General features: G+C 38.7%; 20 protein-coding genes and 1 tRNA gene. 13 read left to right on the top strand and 8 right to left on the bottom strand.

Annotation, left to right across the window (positions count from 1 at the left end; translation table 11 throughout):
* Nucleotides 1–77: 77 nt before the first annotated feature.
* The 3 genes from WA352_RS11320 to WA352_RS11310 form a co-directional block, all read right to left on the bottom strand.
* A complete protein-coding gene (locus WA352_RS11320) occupies nt 78–1,802 on the bottom strand; it encodes a DUF262 domain-containing protein (RefSeq protein ID WP_033133331.1) in 1,725 nt (574 codons plus the stop codon).
* A 377-nt stretch (nt 1,803–2,179) separates the two neighbouring features.
* Nucleotides 2,180–2,452 carry a hypothetical protein gene (locus WA352_RS11315; protein WP_033133332.1) on the bottom strand — a complete coding sequence of 91 codons (273 nt, stop codon included), beginning with the start codon at nt 2,450–2,452 and terminating at the stop codon, nt 2,180–2,182.
* A gap of 1,159 nt (nt 2,453–3,611) precedes the next feature.
* Nucleotides 3,612–3,688 (bottom strand) — tRNA-Ile (locus WA352_RS11310).
* A gap of 277 nt (nt 3,689–3,965) precedes the next feature.
* On the opposite strand from WA352_RS11310, the gene WA352_RS11305 reads away from it, so the two are divergent.
* Together WA352_RS11305 and WA352_RS11300 are read left to right on the top strand one after the other, a co-directional pair.
* Nucleotides 3,966–4,511 carry a 1-acyl-sn-glycerol-3-phosphate acyltransferase gene (locus WA352_RS11305; RefSeq protein ID WP_374755507.1) on the top strand — a complete coding sequence of 182 codons (546 nt, stop codon included), beginning with the start codon at nt 3,966–3,968 and terminating at the stop codon, nt 4,509–4,511.
* A 143-nt stretch (nt 4,512–4,654) separates the two neighbouring features.
* Nucleotides 4,655–5,404 carry a YebC/PmpR family DNA-binding transcriptional regulator gene (locus WA352_RS11300; protein ID WP_033133334.1) on the top strand — a complete coding sequence of 250 codons (750 nt, stop codon included), beginning with the start codon at nt 4,655–4,657 and terminating at the stop codon, nt 5,402–5,404.
* A 44-nt stretch (nt 5,405–5,448) separates the two neighbouring features.
* On the opposite strand, the gene WA352_RS11295 is transcribed toward WA352_RS11300, so the two are convergent.
* On the bottom strand, nt 5,449–5,919 hold the full coding sequence (locus WA352_RS11295) for an Lrp/AsnC family transcriptional regulator (RefSeq protein ID WP_004661600.1): 471 nt from the start codon (nt 5,917–5,919) through the stop codon (nt 5,449–5,451).
* 459 nt (nt 5,920–6,378) lie between these two features.
* Nucleotides 6,379–7,149: a glutathione S-transferase family protein gene (locus WA352_RS11290; protein WP_033133335.1), complete on the bottom strand. Its 771-nt coding sequence runs from the start codon at nt 7,147–7,149 to the stop codon at nt 6,379–6,381.
* A 358-nt stretch (nt 7,150–7,507) separates the two neighbouring features.
* Between WA352_RS11290 and WA352_RS11285 the strand changes: the two genes are divergently transcribed.
* From WA352_RS11285 to ychF, 7 genes are all read left to right on the top strand, one after another.
* Nucleotides 7,508–8,719 carry an SfnB family sulfur acquisition oxidoreductase gene (locus WA352_RS11285; protein ID WP_033133336.1) on the top strand — a complete coding sequence of 404 codons (1,212 nt, stop codon included), beginning with the start codon at nt 7,508–7,510 and terminating at the stop codon, nt 8,717–8,719.
* 13 nt (nt 8,720–8,732) lie between these two features.
* On the top strand, nt 8,733–9,956 hold the full coding sequence (locus WA352_RS11280; RefSeq protein WP_033133337.1) for an SfnB family sulfur acquisition oxidoreductase: 1,224 nt from the start codon (nt 8,733–8,735) through the stop codon (nt 9,954–9,956).
* Nucleotides 9,956–11,368 carry an LLM class flavin-dependent oxidoreductase gene (locus tag WA352_RS11275; protein ID WP_033133338.1) on the top strand — a complete coding sequence of 471 codons (1,413 nt, stop codon included), beginning with the start codon at nt 9,956–9,958 and terminating at the stop codon, nt 11,366–11,368. Before WA352_RS11280 ends, WA352_RS11275 begins: the two co-directional genes overlap by 1 nt.
* Before the next feature lie 27 nt (nt 11,369–11,395).
* Nucleotides 11,396–12,226 (top strand): MetQ/NlpA family ABC transporter substrate-binding protein, encoded by an 831-nt coding sequence (locus WA352_RS11270; protein WP_005189398.1) that lies wholly within the window; start codon nt 11,396–11,398, stop codon nt 12,224–12,226.
* Between the two features lie 11 nt (nt 12,227–12,237).
* Nucleotides 12,238–13,308: a methionine ABC transporter ATP-binding protein gene (locus WA352_RS11265; RefSeq protein WP_033133339.1), complete on the top strand. Its 1,071-nt coding sequence runs from the start codon at nt 12,238–12,240 to the stop codon at nt 13,306–13,308.
* Nucleotides 13,289–13,948 carry a methionine ABC transporter permease gene (locus WA352_RS11260; protein ID WP_004962596.1) on the top strand — a complete coding sequence of 220 codons (660 nt, stop codon included), beginning with the start codon at nt 13,289–13,291 and terminating at the stop codon, nt 13,946–13,948. The genes WA352_RS11265 and WA352_RS11260 overlap by 20 nt, the downstream gene beginning before the upstream one ends.
* Before the next feature lie 99 nt (nt 13,949–14,047).
* Complete coding sequence (gene ychF / locus WA352_RS11255; protein ID WP_005271118.1) at nt 14,048–15,139, top strand: redox-regulated ATPase YchF; 1,092 nt, start codon at nt 14,048–14,050, stop codon at nt 15,137–15,139.
* 51 nt (nt 15,140–15,190) lie between these two features.
* On the opposite strand, the gene WA352_RS11250 is transcribed toward ychF, so the two are convergent.
* Entirely contained in the window at nt 15,191–16,138 is a 948-nt protein-coding gene (locus WA352_RS11250; protein ID WP_033133340.1) for a GlxA family transcriptional regulator, read from the bottom strand.
* Nucleotides 16,139–16,240: 102 nt separating this feature from the next.
* Between WA352_RS11250 and WA352_RS11245 the strand changes: the two genes are divergently transcribed.
* A complete protein-coding gene (locus WA352_RS11245; RefSeq protein ID WP_033133341.1) occupies nt 16,241–17,020 on the top strand; it encodes an alpha/beta fold hydrolase in 780 nt (259 codons plus the stop codon).
* Nucleotides 17,021–17,123: 103 nt separating this feature from the next.
* Here WA352_RS11245 and WA352_RS11240 read toward each other — a convergent pair whose 3' ends face one another.
* Nucleotides 17,124–17,657, bottom strand: a complete 534-nt coding sequence (locus WA352_RS11240; protein ID WP_033133342.1) for an Mpo1 family 2-hydroxy fatty acid dioxygenase — start codon at nt 17,655–17,657, stop codon at nt 17,124–17,126.
* A 107-nt stretch (nt 17,658–17,764) separates the two neighbouring features.
* Here WA352_RS11240 and WA352_RS11235 point away from each other — a divergent pair, with 107 nt between their 5' ends.
* On the top strand, nt 17,765–18,469 hold the full coding sequence (locus WA352_RS11235) for a Crp/Fnr family transcriptional regulator (protein ID WP_033133343.1): 705 nt from the start codon (nt 17,765–17,767) through the stop codon (nt 18,467–18,469).
* Nucleotides 18,470–18,673: 204 nt separating this feature from the next.
* Nucleotides 18,674–18,991 (top strand): hypothetical protein, encoded by a 318-nt coding sequence (locus WA352_RS11230; RefSeq protein ID WP_033133344.1) that lies wholly within the window; start codon nt 18,674–18,676, stop codon nt 18,989–18,991.
* A gap of 64 nt (nt 18,992–19,055) precedes the next feature.
* Here WA352_RS11230 and WA352_RS11225 read toward each other — a convergent pair whose 3' ends face one another.
* A complete protein-coding gene (locus WA352_RS11225; RefSeq protein WP_033133345.1) occupies nt 19,056–19,520 on the bottom strand; it encodes a hypothetical protein in 465 nt (154 codons plus the stop codon).
* 187 nt (nt 19,521–19,707) lie between these two features.
* Here WA352_RS11225 and WA352_RS11220 point away from each other — a divergent pair, with 187 nt between their 5' ends.
* Nucleotides 19,708–20,097 carry a tautomerase family protein gene (locus WA352_RS11220; RefSeq protein ID WP_033133346.1) on the top strand — a complete coding sequence of 130 codons (390 nt, stop codon included), beginning with the start codon at nt 19,708–19,710 and terminating at the stop codon, nt 20,095–20,097.
* The last annotated feature ends 101 nt before the right edge of the window (nt 20,098–20,198 follow it).

The following is a 20,198-nucleotide window of genomic DNA, read 5'->3' as shown; positions in this document are numbered from 1 at the left end:
ACGTATTGGACAGTAAAATGAAAGCTATATCTTTAAATAACCTCTAAAAAATAATTTATCTAGGGCGTTTCAATACATTATGAGTAAGAAGTAAAATGACTAATTAACTTTTTTTTCACATCTGCATGGTTTTTAGCAAAATCAGAGTTTGTCCAAGTATCAAATTGTTGGAAAATTCTGATTGAATTACTGAATAGTTCAATATTTCCTTGAAAATATTTTTTCTTTTTATCAGAATAATCACGGTTATTCTGAGAGGAATTTTTTCGTCTCGAGATTAATACCAAATTTCCCAGTCTATCTTTTGCATAATTACGTTCTTCATCGGTAAAGTCATTTAACCATTGGCTATCGCTATTTGGTGTTTGCGGAAGAATATGCTCTATGCTAATCGTACTTGGAAAGTCTAATTTAGTTGTATGCCCATGCAATATACAATCCAATTTTAGCATTAGATATTTAGCAGCTCTTCTACCATAAATTTTTTTATCTAACTCGATAGCTAATTCTAATTGATCTATATGCTTTTTCAATATTTGAATGACTTCTTCGCTAGTTTTCGTGTCTATATTTTCCATCCAATTATTCACATTCTCTATTCGACTCGTTGGTGTTAAACCCACCAACCAATCATAAGCAAATGCATTGTCTAATGATTTTACGAAACGAATTAGTTGGTGACTACCAAATTTGTCGTAATACTTTAACAATGGAGCAATCCAAAAATCTGATTCAAACCCTGCTTTCATCATTACAAGCAAGTTATTTAATTCAAAACTCTTTGACAACTCATAGTGATTATTGTCAAATATTTCAATGTAATGCTTTCTGTATTTATCAATAAAGTTAAAAGTATCCATCCCTTTATTTAACAAAGGAGGTAAATTTTTAGTGGTTTTATTTGAACGATCATATTCCCTAGGCGCATAAATACTATCTTCATACTCTTTCAAAAGACTGACCATTGCTTTCTTTTTAACTAAAATTGAACGTAAATGAGAGAGAAACTCATCAAAATCTTCACCAAAATAGTTTTCAGCTTCTTCCCAATTTTTTGCAGCTTTCACTCTTTCATCATGATTAGAAACTAGAGCTAAATTACTTGCTTTTAAAATATCACTACTACGAAGTTTAACACCTCGATTATTCATAACCGTAAATAATCTAAAGGCATCATCAAGCTCTTCAGATCCTACATAAATCATCAGCACTTTATTAATTAAAAAAATAGCAAATTGGTCAAAATTTTGATGTTCTTCAAAATAGTCTCGTATTTGAACTATATTTTTAGACATATTGATTACTGAAAGATCAGTATCCTTGCCATAATTTTCAATAAGTGATGAAGTTATTTTAAGTGTACTTTTTTCTTCTTTAACGCAGTCATCAATGAAATCTTTAACTTCTTGCCTAATATCAAATACTACTCTCAGTCGCTCAGGAGTATTCGTAAATAGATTTTTCTTTTGGAAAATAATTTCTTTACAAGTTTTAAGACAGTCTTCATCCTCTGTTAAGTCACGAATCACAGAGATTAGCAAGAAAAGGGTCGTTAATCTCTGCTGGCCATCAAGTACATCATACTCGACATAATTGGTATTGTTTTTTTCAGTAATTTTCTTCTGTAAAACCATTGACCCTAAAAAGTACTGGGCATTCTCATCACGATTCATAGCATCACTTAAATCTTGTAAAAGCTCAGCTATTTGATCCTTGCCCCAAACATAAGGCCTTTGATACTCAGGTATTCTGTACCATTTTCCAAAGAGCTCACCCACATATAATTTTTCACTTTCAATCATTTTATATCTACTTTCACAACAAAATTAATTAGCTTAGAGAGCAAGATGCTAGAAAGCATTAAGCATTTAAAATCAAAATAATAAATCTTTTATGGAAAATTTTGCTAAAAATAACAAAACTCCACCCTAAAGATCTCTATACAACCCGATATAGCTTAATGCACTTCCCAAGTTTTTCTTCACCATAAAAAAACTCCCGTACAAAAATTCTGCTACATCATGCAGAAATAAGTTACTTTCAGCTTCTAGAAAGTACGTAAACTGAAGTAACTTATTTGTGGAAATCTAGCTATAAGGTGGTTTGATTAATTATTTAATCGATCTAAAATTTCAACTCTAAATAAAAGTAATTAAACTCACATATTACTATAATTGAGCTATTTAATTAATTTCCAATTTCTACTTTTGCACTTTGGACAAGAATATTTTTCAGATACCCATTTTGTAATCTGATCAGAAAATGCGAGCAGCGCTACTCCCCCAGTAACAATTGCCACACAAATTGCAAAAGCAAAACCTGTTCCTGCAAAGAAAAATGAAACCCATGCCCAAAATCCCCCACCAACAAATGCCGTACCCATTACTTTTAAGAAAAATGTTTTATTAGCTTCTTCTTTATAACTACATTTTTCACATTTGATATGCGCCATATCACTTACCCTTAAAAAATCAAACAAAATAAATTAAAACTCTAGATAAAATACTATACCGACAATTAAATACAATAGCTGTACACATTTTAACTTGTGAATTTTTCCATACTATGCTTCATAGTGATTAAATTTTCAATAGTTTATTCAAAAATAACCATACATATCTTTTTTTTCAATTATTTCTCAATATTTAAAAAATACTAAATTAAAACTTTAAAACTTCTAAATATTTTTATTTTCTTAATAAGCTTTAATATATGAAGAAGTGATTTTAATTTCAAAAGTACTATCTTCAAATTTAATAAAACTGTAAGTGGAGTTAGAGAAATTTTGAAATTGAGGAGTAAAAGAAGTATTTCCTTATGTCACACTAACTATTTGAGCAATAGTAGCTTCAAGTCCAATAGTATATATCGATAAATAGTATTTTTTTACAAAGTAGGCATTTTACAACCATCAACTGTGATTGGAAACAGGTGTGTTTTCCCCTTACTTGGTAAATAAGGTGTATTTTGCCATTCCAATTTTTACCATATCACTTTCAAACTCTTGGAAGATACTAAGAAGAAGACAAACTCAGGTGCTTCAAGCCTTTTATTCATTTGATCAATAATGCCGTGATCAGGTTAAATAGACCCTGAGTCATGAAAAACCAGATCTTGACCAAAGATATTGGCCAACCTCAGTGAAACAGCTTCAACTAAAGGTTTATCATTATAATTATGGCTAAGAAGAGTTTTTGAGACATGATAAATAGATTTATTCCGATTTTTCTCCTACGATAAAGCAGTTCTGCGTAATTAGTAACAATCCCAATAGCTTAACTCCCCTATCTCTAGCCATACCTCACTAAACCCATAGGAGAAAATGGTAAAACAACCGAAAGTCTAAATCCCCCAAACAATTTCTCTTTTCACACGTTTTACGCGACAATGACCTAGAACATAGAGGATGCATATTACTTGTAAATCGTGTGCAACACCGAAGTACTAGAAAACGTGCAATAGGGAAATATGTCGGCGCTATGTAGGCAATCAAACAGATAGAACATCGGACTATCGAACGGATGGACCACCAAATAGACCGAAAAATCCGATGGTCTAAAAATAGTAAGCATTAAAAAACCCCATAACTCAAAGAGTTACGAGGTTGAATATGGTGGGCCCACCGTGACTTGAACACGGGACCAACGGATTATGAGTCCGCTGCTCTAACCAACTGAGCTATAGGCCCTAAACTTAAATCATATTTTATGTATGATTAATGCTGCCTGATCTTAGTCAAATTTAACTTAAGTTACAAGCAGATGATTTTATCAAATTACGAAAATAATGTTAAAAATCATAAACTGCGCTGATTCTATCTGATCTTCCCAGCTTGAGTAAAGATCATATTGCACTATTTTGATCATTAATAAGACATCCAATTTTTTTCATCTGGTGTTTTAGGATATGTATTTTCCTGAAAACTCGTATTACACTGCTGCGACTCAAAGCCTATGATGATAAACATGAAAAAATTTTTAGGAAAATCTATTTTTAAAGCAACAGGTTGGGAATATAACGTAGACCCAAGCATTTTAGAAAAAAAACAAGTCATTATTGGCTTTGAGCATACATCGAATCTGGATACCATCCTCTCCCTCGCTTTATTTGAAATTTTAGAACTCAAAATTCATACCTTAATCAAAAAAGAATTATTCAAAGGCCCTCTAAAACCAATCTTAGAACGTTTAGGTGGCATCCCTGTCGACCGTAAAGCCAATAAAGATATCGTGACGCAAATGGTTGAACTGTTTAATCAAAATGACAGCTTTAATCTGGTGATTGCGCCTGAAGCAACACGTGCAAAAGATGGTGAAGAACGCAAACCCATCCGCACTGGTTTTTGGCATATCGCCAAAGCTGCCAATGTGCCAATTATTTTGATGTATGCCAATGCACGCAATAAACAAGGCGGGATTTTAGGTAAAATTTACCCAAGCGATTTGCAACAAGATCTGGAAAAGATCAAAGCGCTTTATGCGGAATACGACATAGACGTAAAAATTAGCTAATTAATCCAATCTATTTGATCAATCTTTGACGCTTGATCAAGATTTTAAAGTTTGAATATGAGCGATGCTAGTTTTCAACAAAACCATCGCTATGCTAATATTCCTGCACTTTTTTTTAAGTTTTATTTTTTGGAGTTACTTCCATGGCGGGTCATTCTAAATGGGCCAATATTAAGCATCGTAAAGCTAAACAAGATGCAAGTCGCGGTAAGGTTTTTACTAAATACATCCGTGAAATCGTAACCGCTGCACGTTTGGGCGGGCCAGATGCGGCGAGTAACCCTCGTTTGCGTGCTGTAGTTGAAAAAGCACTGTCTGTGAATATGACACGTGACACCATCAACCGTGCAATCCAACGTGGTGCTGGTGGTGAAGACAATGATGATTTAAAAGAAGTTACCTATGAAGGTTATGGCGTTGGTGGTGTTGCGGTTATCGTTGAAACCATGACCGATAACTTAAACCGTACTGTTCCAGATGTTCGTCATTGTTTCTCTAAAACCAATGGTAACTTAGGTACCAATGGTTCGGTGGCTTACCTATTCACCAAGCGCGGTGAAATTTCTTTTGAAGATGTTTCTTTAGAAGACAAAGTCATGGAAGTTGCTTTAGAAGCTGGTGCAGATGATATCGAGATTGATGAGGACAGTATCTTGGTGATCACTAGCCCAGAGAGCTTTGGTGATGTTCAGGATGCCCTTACAGCAGCTGGTTTAAAATCTGACAATGCTGAAGTTGTAATGAGCCCTTCAACTAAGGCTGAAATCACAGATATCGATCAAGCGAAACAAATCTTGAAAATGATTGATATGCTTGAAGATCTTGACGATGTTCAAAACGTCTATACCAACGTTGAATTCTCTGAAGAAGTTTTAGCGCAACTTGATGCTTAATTCTTTTAGATGATAAAAAAATGCATCTTTTTAGATGCATTTTTTTATAGCTTATTTAAAAGTTTATAGCAGTTAAATACATTATATTCTTTGATCACGAAGCTTGAATGTAGTGCGACGACACTATCAATCTTACCAATACGTCGTAATAGAATTTCACTATAGTCGTCCATATTGCGTGCCACCAATTCCAAAATAAAATCGGCACTCTGCCCTGTCACTAAAAAGGCATTGGTCACTTCTGGTATATCTTCAATTTCTTGTAAGAACTTATCAAAAGTTTCACTGTCGTGTTTGCTCAACGAAACCTGCAAAAGAATATGCAAACTAAAACCGAGTTTATTAAAATTAATTTCTCGTTTGAGCTGTCCCATTACTTGGGATTCAATCAGGTTTTTAATGCGTCGATGCACTGAACTAACCGAAAGGTTAATACGTTCTGATAGCTCATTCAGATTGACATCTTCATGGGTCAAAATTTCAAGAATTTGTTTATCAAAACGATCCAATTCCATTCTACAGTCCTCTCTTTCAATCGATGTTTTTATCGGAACTGCTCACTCAGTAATTTTTAAGGGTCAAGGGAAAACATTCGTTTAACTTTTGACGATGCTGCATGGATAACGCAAACATGATTCCGATAAACTTTTGGTTTATCTTTGTCTCAAAGCCGAAACAAGACCTTTTGAGCAACTGTTCAACTGATCTCCCAATAGTTGAACAACTTGTTTCGATCCCCATCACACCCTGAAACATAAGATAACAAAGCCTTTTTATAATTATTTCCCTCTTTTCAATTTTTTTAAAGTAAATTTGGCAATAATTTCTAATATTTTCTGCTTAAAACGAATTTTCTTTTAAAAACTAATTTTATTCCCTGATTATTTTTTGCTTTATCGATAGTTTTTCAATTTTCTTTCCCATAAAAAAGCCCCGATTTTTATTCATCAGGGCTTTTCGACTCAAAATTTGATTTACAAACCACGCCAATCAACGCGTGCATTACGCTCAGTCGCGTAAATACGCTGAACGTATTGCCCAATCGGTAGGTCTGATAAATAGTCATAATATTGCTTCAGTTCGCCATCAAACTGTTCAATATCGTCATTCTCGAGTTCCCAAGGCGTGCCTTTGATCACCAATAACGGTGCAAGAATAGAACAAACTGAAATATCCGCTAAACCAAGCCGATCACCAACCATATAACGCCCTTGATTATCAATCAAACGCTGATTCAGATCGCTAATTAACTCGGTCATACGTAACTTGGATTGAGCAACTTTTTCAGGGCTCAATTTATAGTTGGTCGAAACCAGACTTTTTAATATTGGTTTCGAAATCTTCTCAAACTGACGTAAATAGCCTTGTTCACCCATCATGATTTCAAGTGGATGATCACCCACTGACAGTGCATGTGCCAATGACCAGCGACGAACATGTACACCAAGTTCATCAGTCAATTTGTCGATTTCTAAAGCTTGCTTACGTAACTGCTCATCACGTCTCAATAACGCATGTTCAGGATAGGTCGTATCAAGATATAAAGCGATTTGTGTTGAATCAGCAACCCACCGCTTATCATCTTTCAGCATTGGCAATAAATATTGCCCAGACTTTAGATAAGTAAACGCACGATGGAAACCTGGAATTAAATTATGTGCCACATAGTCCAATTCCTTATGATCTAACAACCAGCGAGCTTTTTCACAATAGTGGGACAAAGGAAATTGGTATAAAACCCGCATAAACTCTCCAAATTTATTTTTCTACTCGATCAAACATAAGGTTTTCCCTACTTTAGAAGTAAAAGTTAATGAATACAATGTCCTTTTCGTTCGATCTTTTTGAATTTTGGCGAAGTCGCTTTATAAATTTTCATGGTGAGAATATTCCTCTCATTCATAGAAAATAAATTTTTATACTGTTTAATAAACCAGCACAAAATTCAAGTCATTGTTTTATATTAATATTTAATATTAATTTTTCTGTTATTTTTCTCATAAAAAATGCTTAGGAATTATTGTGATATACAAGCCATAACTGATGGTTTAGTTGAAAAGTAAAACTTTTGTAAAGTGTCTCTTATCTATTAGAGGTGCTCACATGTCCAGTAATCAATCAGTGATTCAAGTTCAAACACAACTGATTTCAAATGATCAGCAGGCCATCAATGCTGCCTATCAAGTTGCTGACTTTGCATTAGAAGATCGAAATAATCGAGATCAAAATCGTGTTTTACCCACCGAACAAATCATTCAGTTTAGCCAAAAAGGTCTGGGGGGAATCCGTGTACCGCAACAATATGGTGGTGCTTTTGTCTCCAATAAAACCTTAGCCCACGTGTTTCGTATTTTAAGTAAAGCCGATGCCAATGTTGGACAAATTCCACAAAACCAATTCGGCCTTTTAAATTTTATTAATATCACCGGTTCAGATGCGCAAAAGCAGTTTATCTACACTGAAATTTTGGCAGGCAAACGCATCGCCAATGGTGGACCAGAAAAGAATTCTAAAGACACCAAAGCCATTCAAACCACGTTAAGCTTGGAAAATGGGCAATACTTTTTAAATGGAGAAAAGTTTTATTCGACTGGGACCAGCTTTGCAGACTGGTTAGCGATTCGTGCCTTGCATCCAGATGGCTATACCGTATTGGCAATTGTTGATCGACATGCTGCTGGTGTTGAAGTGATTAATGACTGGAATGGCTTTGGTCAACGTACTACAGCCAGTGGAACAGTAAAACTACGCAATGTTGTCGTTGATCCTGCACTATTTTTTGATGAGCGCATTATTACCGACACTCCAAATGTTCGCGGTGCGTATTCTCAACTTTTACAGGTTGCCATTGATGTTGGTATTGCTGAAGCCGCTTTTGATGACACCTTATCCAGCATTCGTAAAGCACGTCCCATTATTGATGCAGGCGTAGAAAAGGCCAGTGAAGAACACTACACCCTGCAAGAAGTTGGCAAACTCAATATCCTGCTCGATGCTGCCATTTTATTACTGGACGATGCTGCCGAATATCTAGATGAACTTGATCAAATTGCTGAGATTTCTACCGAGCAAGCTGCTCGTGCTTCAATTTTAGTGGCTGAAGCAAAGATCTATGCCAATGATGCAGCCCTGCATATCTCCGAAAAACTACTCGAACTTGGTGGAAGCCGTGCCAGCCTGAGCCAACATAATCTTGATCAGCATTGGCGCAATGCTCGCGTACATACCTTACATGATCCTGTGCGTTGGAAATTCCATGCCATCGGTGACTATTACCTTAATGGTACACACCCTGCCCGCCATGCCTGGATTTAAGGAGCAAATCATCATGACCTCATATCAAGAATTACAAGGTTTTGCCAAAACCAATTTTAAAGCGGCGCATGTTATTCAGAGCGATGCCGAAGCCCTAGAAATTGCGACTCAACTCAGTCAACAGTTTAAACACGCGGCGGTTGAACGTGATGCCAATCGAAACTTGCCGTTTACTGAAATTGAAGCCTATAGTCAGTCAGGTTTATGGGCGATTACGGTACCTAAACAGTATGGCGGTGCAGAAGTTTCCAGCCTAACCGTAGCCAAAGTCATTGCGCTGTTTAGCGGTGCGGATGGTTCAATCGGTCAGATTCCACAAAACCATTTTTATGCATTGGAAGTATTACGCAATACTGGTACGGAAGCGCAAAAGAAACGCCTCTATCAAGAAGTATTACAAGGTGCGCGTTTTGGTAATGCGCTGGCTGAATTTAAAACCCGCACCTCTGCACATAAGCAAACCACATTGATTCCAAGCGAAAACGGTTATCTGATTCAAGGCGAAAAGTTTTATTGCACCGGCAGCCTATTCGCCCATCGTATTCCAACACTAGTGCTTGATGAAACAGGTAATGAGTTTTTGGCTTTTGTACAAAGAGACAGTCAAGGATTAGAACTGATTGATGACTGGTCTGGCTTTGGGCAACGCACCACGGGCAGCGGTACAGTCAAATTTAATCAGGTCTTTGTTACCAAAGAGGATGTGATTCCTTTTGATACTGCCTTTAAGCAGCTATCTTTGGTGGGGCCATTTGCCCAAATCATGCATGCCGCGATTGAAGTCGGGATTGCCCGTGCTGCGTTTGAAGAAACACTAGCGCGTGTGCGTGTCGCCCGCCCATGGATTGATGCCACTATTGATTCCGCTACTCAAGACCCTTTAACCCTATCTGAATTAGGTCGTGTGGCAACCGATGTCAAAGCCAGCGAATTACTCCTCAAACAAGCATCTCGCTCTGTAGATGCTGCAAAACAAGATCTCAATGCTGAGACCTTAGCCAAAGCCTCAATTGATGTGGCAAAAGTACGTGCACATAGTACGGAAACTGCATTAAAAGCCTCATCAAAATTAATTGAATTAGCTGGCAGCCGTGGCAGTCAACGTGCTGATGGGTTGGATCGTCATTGGCGTAATGCGCGTGTACATACCTTGCATGATGCTGCACGCTGGAAATATTACTTTATCGGTAACTATGTGTTGAATGGCATTCTGCCTCCACGTCGGGGGACTTTGTAATGAGTCAAACGACCGCTAAAAAAATCTTGTTAAATGCCTTTGATATGAACTGTGTCGGTCATATCAATCATGGCCTATGGACGCATCCGCGTGATCAATCACATCGCTTTAATGAGCTGAGTTATTGGACCGAATTAGCACAGACCTTAGAACAAGGTTTGTTTGATGGTTTATTCCTAGCCGATATTACAGGTGTTTATGATGTCTATCAAAATGGGATTGAGCTGACTTTAAAAGAATCGATTCAGCTGCCAAGCCATGATCCTTCTACCCTAATTTCGGCGATGGCTTTGGTCACGCAGAATTTGAGTTTTGGTGTGACCGTCAATCTCAGTTATGAGCAGCCCTATCAATTTGCACGGCGATTTGCCAGTCTTGATCATTTAACTCAAGGTCGTTTGGGCTGGAATATTGTCACAGGCTATCTGGATAGTGCCGAACGTTTGATTGGGCAAAAAGGTTTAAAAGATCATGATGCGCGTTACGATCAGGCCGAGGAGTTTTTACAGCTTTGCTATAAATATTGGGAAGGTTCGTGGGAAAATGATGCCTTAAAGAAAGATAAACAACAGCGCGTTTTTACTGATCCGAACAAGGTCCACTCGATCAATCATCAAGGGCAATATTACCAAAGCCAAGGTGTGTTTCAGGTAGCGCCTTCGGTTCAACGTACGCCAACACTCTTCCAAGCAGGTGCTTCACCGAAGGGACTACAGTTTGCCACGCGTCATGCCGAATGTATTTTTATTGGCGGCGATCAACCTGAAAAGATTCGTCAGCAAGTTAATAAAATACGACTACAAGCACAGCAACAAGGTCGAGATGAAGATGCGATTAAAATCTTTGTCGGCATTACCGTTGTCGTCGCGGAAACACATGAACTCGCCCAGCAAAAACTGGCTGAATATCGTCAATATGCCAGCCCTGAAGCAGGTTTAGCACATTATGCCAGTTCAGTCGGTATTGATCTTGCCAAGTTTGCAGATGATGAAGCGATTCCTTATCAAAAGAGCAACAGCATTGCTTCCGTCAATGAAAAGTTTAAAGAACAGCGCATCAGCAAAAATGACCTGAAAGCACAGCATGTTTTGGGTGGACGTTATCCCCTGATTGTAGGGAGTGGTGCTGAAGTTGCGGAATACCTGATTGAACTACTCGATCAAACTGGCATTGATGGTTTTAACCTGACCCGTACGGTTGCACCTGAATCACACCATGATTTCATTCGACTGGTAATTCCTGAGTTACAGCAACGTGGACGTTATAAAACTAAATATGCGACAGGTTCACTGCGGAACAAACTGTTTGCCCAAGGCGATCTTTTAGCTGCAAGCCATCCTGCTGATCAGTTCCGATGTAGAACGCATAACAACGCAGATGACCTAAAAATAATTGAAGAAATTAGTGCTTAACATTTAAGAAAAGAATTGGAGAAATATATGGCTCAAACAGCCTCTAAAAAATGGCTTGGTATTGGCCTTGTCGTCGTTGTTGCGATTATTGCCCTATTGATTTGGAATAAACAAAGACAGAACCATAGCAGTGAACTGGTGATTGGGATCAGTCCTTCTTTTGCCCATCCATTGCAAGTTGCAGTGGATGAAGCCAAACAGCAAGGTTTGAATGTCAAATTGGTCGAGTTTTCCGACTGGAATACGCCTAACATCACTTTGAATCATGGTGATATTGATGCGAACTTTTTCCAGCATCAGCCCTTTTTGGATAATGCCATTAAAGAAACTGGCTTTAAATTAAAGTCATTTGCTGCAGGTGCGGCTTCACATGTTGGACTGTATTCAAAAAAATATAAAAGTTTTGATGAACTCCCGAATGGTGCAACTGTTGCGATTCCGAATGATCCTGTCAATCAAGGCCGTGCTCTATTACTGTTACAACAAGCCAAGTTGATTGAACTGAAAGACAGTAACAATCACCTTTCTGCACTAAAAGACATTACAGCGAATCCGAAGAATCTGAAATTTACTGAAGTTGAAGGCCCGCAAACTGCGCGTGCCATTGATGATGTTGATCTCGCTTTTGGCTATCCACATTACTTACGTTTAGCCAAGACGGCTGATCCTGAAAGTGCCTTATTGTTTGATGACAACACCAATAAACGTTATGCGATTTTATTTGTGGTGCGTGATGATTATCAGGACAAGGACAACAAACTACAGAAATTTGTCGAGATTTATCAAAACTCACCTAAAGTCAAAGCTGCATTGGATAGTGATTTCGGTCCGACTTTGTGGTTCCCAGGTTGGAAATAAGGAGAACAATCATGGTGAGTTTTGGTTCACAGGTCGATTTTTCAGTCCCGCATCTAAAAATACGTGGTTTAAATAAGTTTTATGATGTACAGGGCCAACGCTTACATGCCTTAAAAAACATTAGTATTGATATTCCCAAAGCACAGATTGTTGGGATTATCGGAAAAAGTGGCGCTGGTAAATCATCCCTACTGCGTACCTTAAATGGCTTAGAGTCGATTGATACAGGTAGTATTTTAATTCATCAGCAAAATATTGCTGAACTCAGCCATGCCGAGTTGATCAAAACTCGGCAGAAAATTGGCATGATTTTTCAGCATTTTAATTTAATGTCTGCCAAAACGGTGTGGGAAAACGTAGCTTTACCACTCCGTATTGCGGGTTATGACAAGGCTGAGATCGAACAACGCGTCACCGAGGTACTGACGCTAGTGGGATTAGAGGCAAAGCGAAATGATTACCCTGCTCAATTGTCTGGTGGACAGAAACAACGTGTTGGTATAGCACGAGCCTTGGTTTCTCAGCCCGAGATCCTGCTCTGTGATGAAGCCACCTCAGCACTGGACCCTGAAAGTACCGCTAATATTCTGTCCTTATTGAAACAGATCAATCAGGACCTTGGTTTAACCATCGTCTTGATCACCCATGAAATGCAGGTCATCCAAGAGATTTGCGATCAGGTGATTGTAATTGATCAGGGTGAAATTGTTGAAGCCGGGCAAGTCTGGTCGGTATTTTCCAATCCACAACAACAGATCACGCAGGAATTACTCAACTTTGAACAGGTGAATTTACCCTTTGAGTTGAGCCAAACCATTCTGCCTCAGAGCACGCATCAGATTTTAAAATTGAAATATGTCAGTGAATCGAAATCGGTGCATGATTTATATGAACTATTGGATGGTTTTAATAGTCCAGTTCAGGTGTATTACAGTCAAATTGATAGCATTCAGCAGCGTACCATCGGCTCATTGATCATCGGGATTCGCAATCTCGAGTTTGATCTAAACCGCTCACAATCTGAAAAACATCCAGCAATAACACAACTTGAGGTGATCGGTTATGTACAATCAACTCATTGATCTATTACTGACAGGAACCACCGATACTTTAATCATGGTCGGTGTTTCTGCGATTCTCGCTTTTTTGATTGGTCTGCCAATTGCCTTAATTTTGGTGAGTACTGCAGATTTTGGGATTTATCCTTCCAAGAAAATCAATCAGTCCTTAGGCTGGATCATTAACATCACTCGATCAGTCCCCTTCCTGATTTTGATGGTGGCTCTGATTCCATTTACCCGATGGATCGTCGGCACCAGTTACGGCGTCTTGGCTGCGATTGTCCCCTTAACCATTGCTGCTATTCCGTTCTTTGCCCGTATTGCAGAGGTCAGTCTACGTGAAGTCGATCAAGGGTTAATTGAAGCAGCACAGGCGATGGGCTGTAACCGCAAGCAGATTCTTTGGCATGTATTGCTTCCTGAAGCTTTGCCAGGAATTGTTGCAGGTTTTACCGTGACCATTGTCACCATGATCAGTTCCTCTGCCATTGCTGGTGCCATTGGTGCTGGTGGTTTGGGCGATATCGCCTATCGTTACGGCTATCAACGTTTTGATATGCAAGTCATGCTGGCGGTGATTTTAGTCCTGATTGTTTTGGTCATGTTGGTACAAACCACAGGCGATAATATTGCCAAACAGCTCGATAAACGCAAAGTTTAAGCTCGAAATAAAAATCCGCACTCGCCATGACCTGACTTTGTCATGGCTTTCATGTAAAATCAGCAGCAATTTTTAAATAACACATTTGTGAGTGGTTTCATGGGTTTTAATTGCGGTATTGTTGGTCTGCCAAACGTAGGTAAATCTACATTGTTCAATGCATTAACAAAGGCAGCGATTGCAGCTGAAAACTTTCCGTTCTGTACCATTGAACCGAATACAGGTATTGTCCCTGTTCCAGATCCACGCCTAGACAAACTTACAGCGATTGTTAAACCGCAACGTGTTATCCCGACCACGATGGAATTTGTTGATATCGCAGGTTTGGTTGCTGGTGCATCAAAAGGTGAAGGCTTGGGTAACCAATTCCTTGCCAATATCCGTGAAACAGATGCGATTGCACACGTGGTTCGTTGTTTTGAAGATGAAAACGTGATTCACGTAAATGGTAAAATTGACCCATTAGATGACATCGCAACCATCAATACTGAACTTGCACTTGCGGACCTTGATACTGTTGCAAAAGCGTTATTACGTTTAACTAAAGCGGCAAAAGGTGGCGATAAAGAAGCGCTTGCAACTAAAGCAGTGTTAGAAAAAATCCAACCTTTACTTGATGAAGGTAAACCAGCGCGTGCAGCTGACCTTTCTGATGACGAACGTAAAGCCGTTCGCGGTTTCGGTTTAATGACGCTTAAACCAACCATGTATATTGCCAACGTGGCAGAAGACGGTTTTGAAAATAACCCACATCTTGAAGCGGTAAAAAAACTTGCTGCTGAAGAGAATGCGATTGTTGTACCCCTTTGCAACCAGATCGAAGCTGAAATTTCATTATTAGAAGATGAAGACCGTGCTGAATTCTTGGAAGCGATGGGTATGGAAGAACCAGGCTTAAACGTGGTGATTCGTGCAGGTTATAGCTTACTTGGCTTACAGACTTACTTCACTGCGGGTGTACAAGAAGTTCGTGCTTGGACTGTGAAAGTTGGTGCAACTGCGCCACAAGCAGCGGGTGTGATTCATACTGACTTCGAAAAAGGCTTTATCCGTGCTGAATGTGTGGCATATGATGACTTCATTCAATATAACGGTGAAAGCGGTGCCAAAGAAGCAGGTAAATGGCGTTTAGAAGGTAAAACTTATATCGTTCAAGATGGCGATGTTTTACACTTCCGTTTTAATGTATAAATCAATGTTTTGATTTCCAAACCGCCAGTAACGATCTTATTGGCGGTTTTTTTATTTTAGCCATTGGCTTGGGGTGCAACCTGTTATTTTGTTAAATACGCGGATAAAGAAACTGACATTTTCATAACCCACTAGATAGGCAATCTGCTGTACATTCATCTCAGAGGTTAATAATAGTTTCTTGGCCTTATCCACTCTCACCTGCTGTAAATATTGATTAGGTGAAATCTGTGTCGCTAATTGAAACCGCCGTTTTAAATTTCGCTCACTAAAATTAAACTGCTTGGCCAAATCAGCAATACGATTTTCCTGAGGAAAGTTGATATCAAGCCAATCTTGCACCTGCAACACCGCTTCATCACAATGATTACGAAAATTTGGCAGTACAGGATTGAGTTCTTGTGGAGCGTGCATTAACAAATGACTGGCACAGAGTTGTGCAAAATAATCCCCTTTCTGTTGTGCCACAATGCCCAGCAAAGCATCAAACGTTCCAAGCAATGTACCTGTCGTATAAATCTGCTCACTTTGCAAATAATTTCGATTGGCAGTAAAGGAGCTTTGAGGAAACAACCGTTTTAGTTCTCTCAGAAACGCCCAATGGGTCGCAAGCAGGACATGCTGCAATTGTTGAGTAGCCGCCAAAAAATAAGCAGCTGTTGTGAGCGCGAGAATTGGTGTTTGTTGCTGTATTTGACTTGTAAGCCAGTCGACCAAGTCATTATTTTCTTCTTGGATCTGAATAAGCCGATTCCCTTCAAAACTGGGAAGAATGACTAAATCATAAGTTGTCTCCCTTCTAACTTTGTCATCGACTTCGATACTTGGACCACTGGCACTTGTTTTGGCTAAACCATCTAGACTGATCATCTCAACTTGATAGCTTTCGGCTAGACCTTGCCGGATTGATAGTAAATTAACGACATGAAAGAAATCTTTCAGCATCATCACACTCATGGCCCAACACCCATCATAGACAATAATGGCGATTTTTTTCATTTTAATGGCACGATCAGACTATCCTTATTCACGATTATAGCTATATCAGATCAATCGTTTTTTATTATTCTTTGATCAATTTAGACACTTGGCTCAACTACAATGTCACTTTTACATAGCACAGAACAAATACTTGCGATAAAGCATGCACATGTCTTTCTAAAAATATGGCAGCCACAATACACAGATAATAAAATTCCAATCCTATTACTTCATGATTCTCTGGGCAGTGTGCAACTCTGGCGGGATTTTCCAGAACAACTTGCGATCGCAACCCACCGAACCGTGATTGCCTATGATCGTTTGGGCTTTGGCAAATCTGATCCTATTCTCTCTAAGCTATCTCATCATTTTATTCAACAAGAAGCCGAAGTGATTATTGAACTTTTAAATCAACTTGAAATACCACAAGTGATTGCACTTGGTCATAGCGTCGGTGGTGGTATGGCGGTCAGCTTTGCAGCACAAAATCCTTCACGATGTACAGCAGTCATCACGCTTGCAGCACAAGCCTATGTTGAACAGGAAACACTGGATGGTATCACTGCGGCTAAAAAAAACTTTCAACAACCTGAACAACTGCAACGCCTAGAAAAATATCATGCTGAAAAAGCACAATGGGTTTTAGATGCTTGGACAGAAACATGGCTTTCTGCTGAGTTTCGAGATTGGTCATTACAATCAGATTTACAGGCAGTCTCCGCTAAAATGCTGATCATACATGGCGGGCATGATGAATATGGCAGTGTAGAACAACCCAAACGATTGGCCAAATATACCCACGCTGAAACGTATATTATCTCCCAGTGTGGACACTTCCCTCACCGAGAATATCCCGAATTAGTCATCGAAACGATTCAGAAATTTATTGCTCAACTTTAACCGTTTTCAAAAGCGTACTGATATCACTCGCTATAAGTGCTCTTTCATCCAAATAAAAAAAGCCGACTCATCCTGATATCGGCTTTTACATCAAACTGACGACTTAAGATACCGTCTGCGGCTTCATATCCATTTCAGCACGTTTGATTTGGGCTTCTTTTAAAATGCGCTGATGCAACGGCTTACGGAATCCGAGCAAGAAGATAAACTCTGCCAATACAAATAATGGCCCGATGGCTAAACCAATCACATCATCAACAAAGGCTGGTTTTTTCTTTTCAAAATAATGGCCCACAAATTGGAATACCCAACCCACCACAAAAATACCAATACTCGCACCTAGCCAACTCCACATTGGTAAAGCCGCAATTTTCACAGCCAATGGATATGCCAAGACAAATAAAATCAGCATCAAAATACCGAATAACTTATCCAGTGAAATATAATAAATACTGCTTAGAACGATAAGCAACATGGCCAAAGTGATTGAAAAGCCCGAAATTTCTACGCCAGCACGCGCTGTTAAGCACAGAATAGAAAAAACAATTAAGGGAATTCCCACAAAATGGGTCACAACATTATTTCGATCTAAGTGATAAGCCGCATATTGACTAAGTAGACGTTCCAAATTTGTCATTGTTCATTCCTCATATAATTCGTTTATGCTGTTAATCTATAAGAAATATTGCAGCGAAGTTGTCATGTAGCTGACAAATGGATTTATTTTTCTCAAAGGAACCCGTTGTGCTAGATTCGATTTATATCCAACATTTGCAGCAAAACTCATGGTTTAGCCACCTAGCCGAGCCTTTTCAAAATTTTATTATTGAACATGGCAAGAAACATATCTTCGAAAAAAATGCAGCCGTTTTTAGTGCGCAAGATCGATTTGATGGGGTTTATGGCGTATTGGAAGGCTCAATTAGCTTGGGTTATATCGACGTCAATGGCAATGAAGCGATTGCTGCAATTGCGGAACCGATCATGTGGTTTGGTGAAATTTCCCTCATCGACCAGCAACCCCGCTCACATGATGCGATTGCATTAAAGAAAAGCGTGGTGCTGCAAATACCAGCACAACCACTCAATGATTTCTTGCTGCAAAATCCGTATTACTGGTACTACTTTGCCCTGCTGACCAGTCAAAAACTACGCTATGTATTTTTAGAGCAAATTGCGATTCAAACCCAAAGCATTACCCAGCGCCTAGCACAACGCTTATTGTTTATTTTAGAGGGTTATGGCAATCGTTCCTTTATTCAGGATTTTAGTATTCAAATCTCTCAAGACCAATTGGCCAATATGTTGACGGTATCTCGACAAACTGTAAATCAAGAGCTCAACCTGTTTGAAAAGCAAGGCGTCATTCAGCTTGGTTTTAAGAAAATCGAAGTCATTGATTTAGATCGGCTTAGAAAATTGGCAACAGTCGGTCACCTAAAAACGTAAGTATAATGTCTTGTATTTTAAATGGATAAGCACAGCATTTTTTTGCAATATGCTTTTAAGCTTAAACATAAATTAAAAGATAAACTCTCACTATAAAATACTACTGATGCCCTAAAATATTTCACAAAATCAGTCTGCTTTCTTGTCTTGAACACGCATACATTAAAGCTAAGCACTATCGCTTACCCGATGCAGATGACAATCATGAGAAAAATTGCAACGATTTTAACAGCAGGCCTATTTACAGTACTCAGCGCTAGCGCATTTGCCTGCCCGAAAGGAACTCAAATCCAAGGTGGTACCGGACCAAATCACAAAGGCGGTAAATGTGTTGCAACAAGTGTGGTAAAAACCAAGAAAGAAGCAACCAAAGCAACAGATACTGCAAAGCATGACATGACGAAAATGAAAGATACTGCGAAACACGATGCGATGAAAGCAACAACAGATACGAAAAAAGTGGCCAATACCACAGCAACAAAAGCCAAACAGGAAGCAGCAAAAACGGTCAAAACCTCATAAGCGTTTGATGACTTTAACCATAAAAAAGCGAGATAAAATATCTCGCTTTTTTATTTGTATATTCTTACTTAGGTGAAGTATTGCCTAGCGCGGGATTATCAATTGCATCCTTACACTGTGCTTTATCACGCTCGTAATCAGCCTGCTTCTGAATTGATGCATTGGCATTATCTTTTACATCACGTGCCCAAGTATCCAAACTGGTCAATGCTTTACGACACAAGGCATATTTCCCTTCAGTCACGGAATCGGTCATTTTGACATTGATACGCCAATCAGTACTGAGCTGACGCAATGGTTTTCTGACTTTTTCTTCAATATCAGTCACTTGTTTATTATAAACAATCGGATCGATGTCATTGATCAACTTCCATGCTGTATTGGCATAGGTGGTGGCATCATTATTAAGTTTCGGCGCAGGTTTGATCTCGACCTTTTCTTTTGGCTCATTATTTGAGTTTCCGCAAGCAGCCAATAAATATGCACTACACAACAGGATTGCGGTTACACGAGAGTTTGGATTAGACATAGCAAATCGCCGATGAAACATTTGGACATTATGCTAGTCAATTTGGGAATAATTCTCAATGCTTGTTACTTATTTACCCAGCAGAATGCTTTTTATTCTAAGTAATTGATTTTATGATTTTGTTCAGCATACTGTCAGACTTGTCCATCTATAAAAAATTAAAACTTCAAGAAGGAAGAAATCAACAATGTCGCAAATCAAGATTTATGCCTTACAAACCACTATTGAACAGTTTAGAAATCAACTTTCTCATGCCGTACATCAAGCACTAGTTGAAAGTTTGAACTATCCTATCGAAAAGAAATTTCAGCGTTTTATTGCGCTAGCGAAAGAAGACTTTATCTATCCCAATGATCGGAGCCAGCATTATCTAATTATCGAAATTTCGATGTTTGAAGGCAGAAGCACTGAAGCCAAAAAACGTTTGATTCAAAGTATTTTCACTTATATTCAACAACAATGTGGGATTTCAGCACAAGATATTGAAATTACAATTTTTGAAACACCGAAATGCAATTGGGGAATCCGCGGTCAACATGCAGATGAATTACAACTGAATTATCAGGTAGATGTGTAAGCAGCCAAATCGCAGATGAAGTGCAATTTTCTGTCTAACAAAAAGCAGGTTTTTTGTTTCAGATTAGCTTAATTCCACAAAAAGTTCTGCTATGCTTAAAC

This window comes from Acinetobacter sp. 102, from assembly GCF_037028485.1.
GTDB lineage: Bacteria > Pseudomonadota > Gammaproteobacteria > Pseudomonadales > Moraxellaceae > Acinetobacter > Acinetobacter higginsii.
This window is presented reverse-complemented; position numbering and strand designations above follow the sequence as displayed.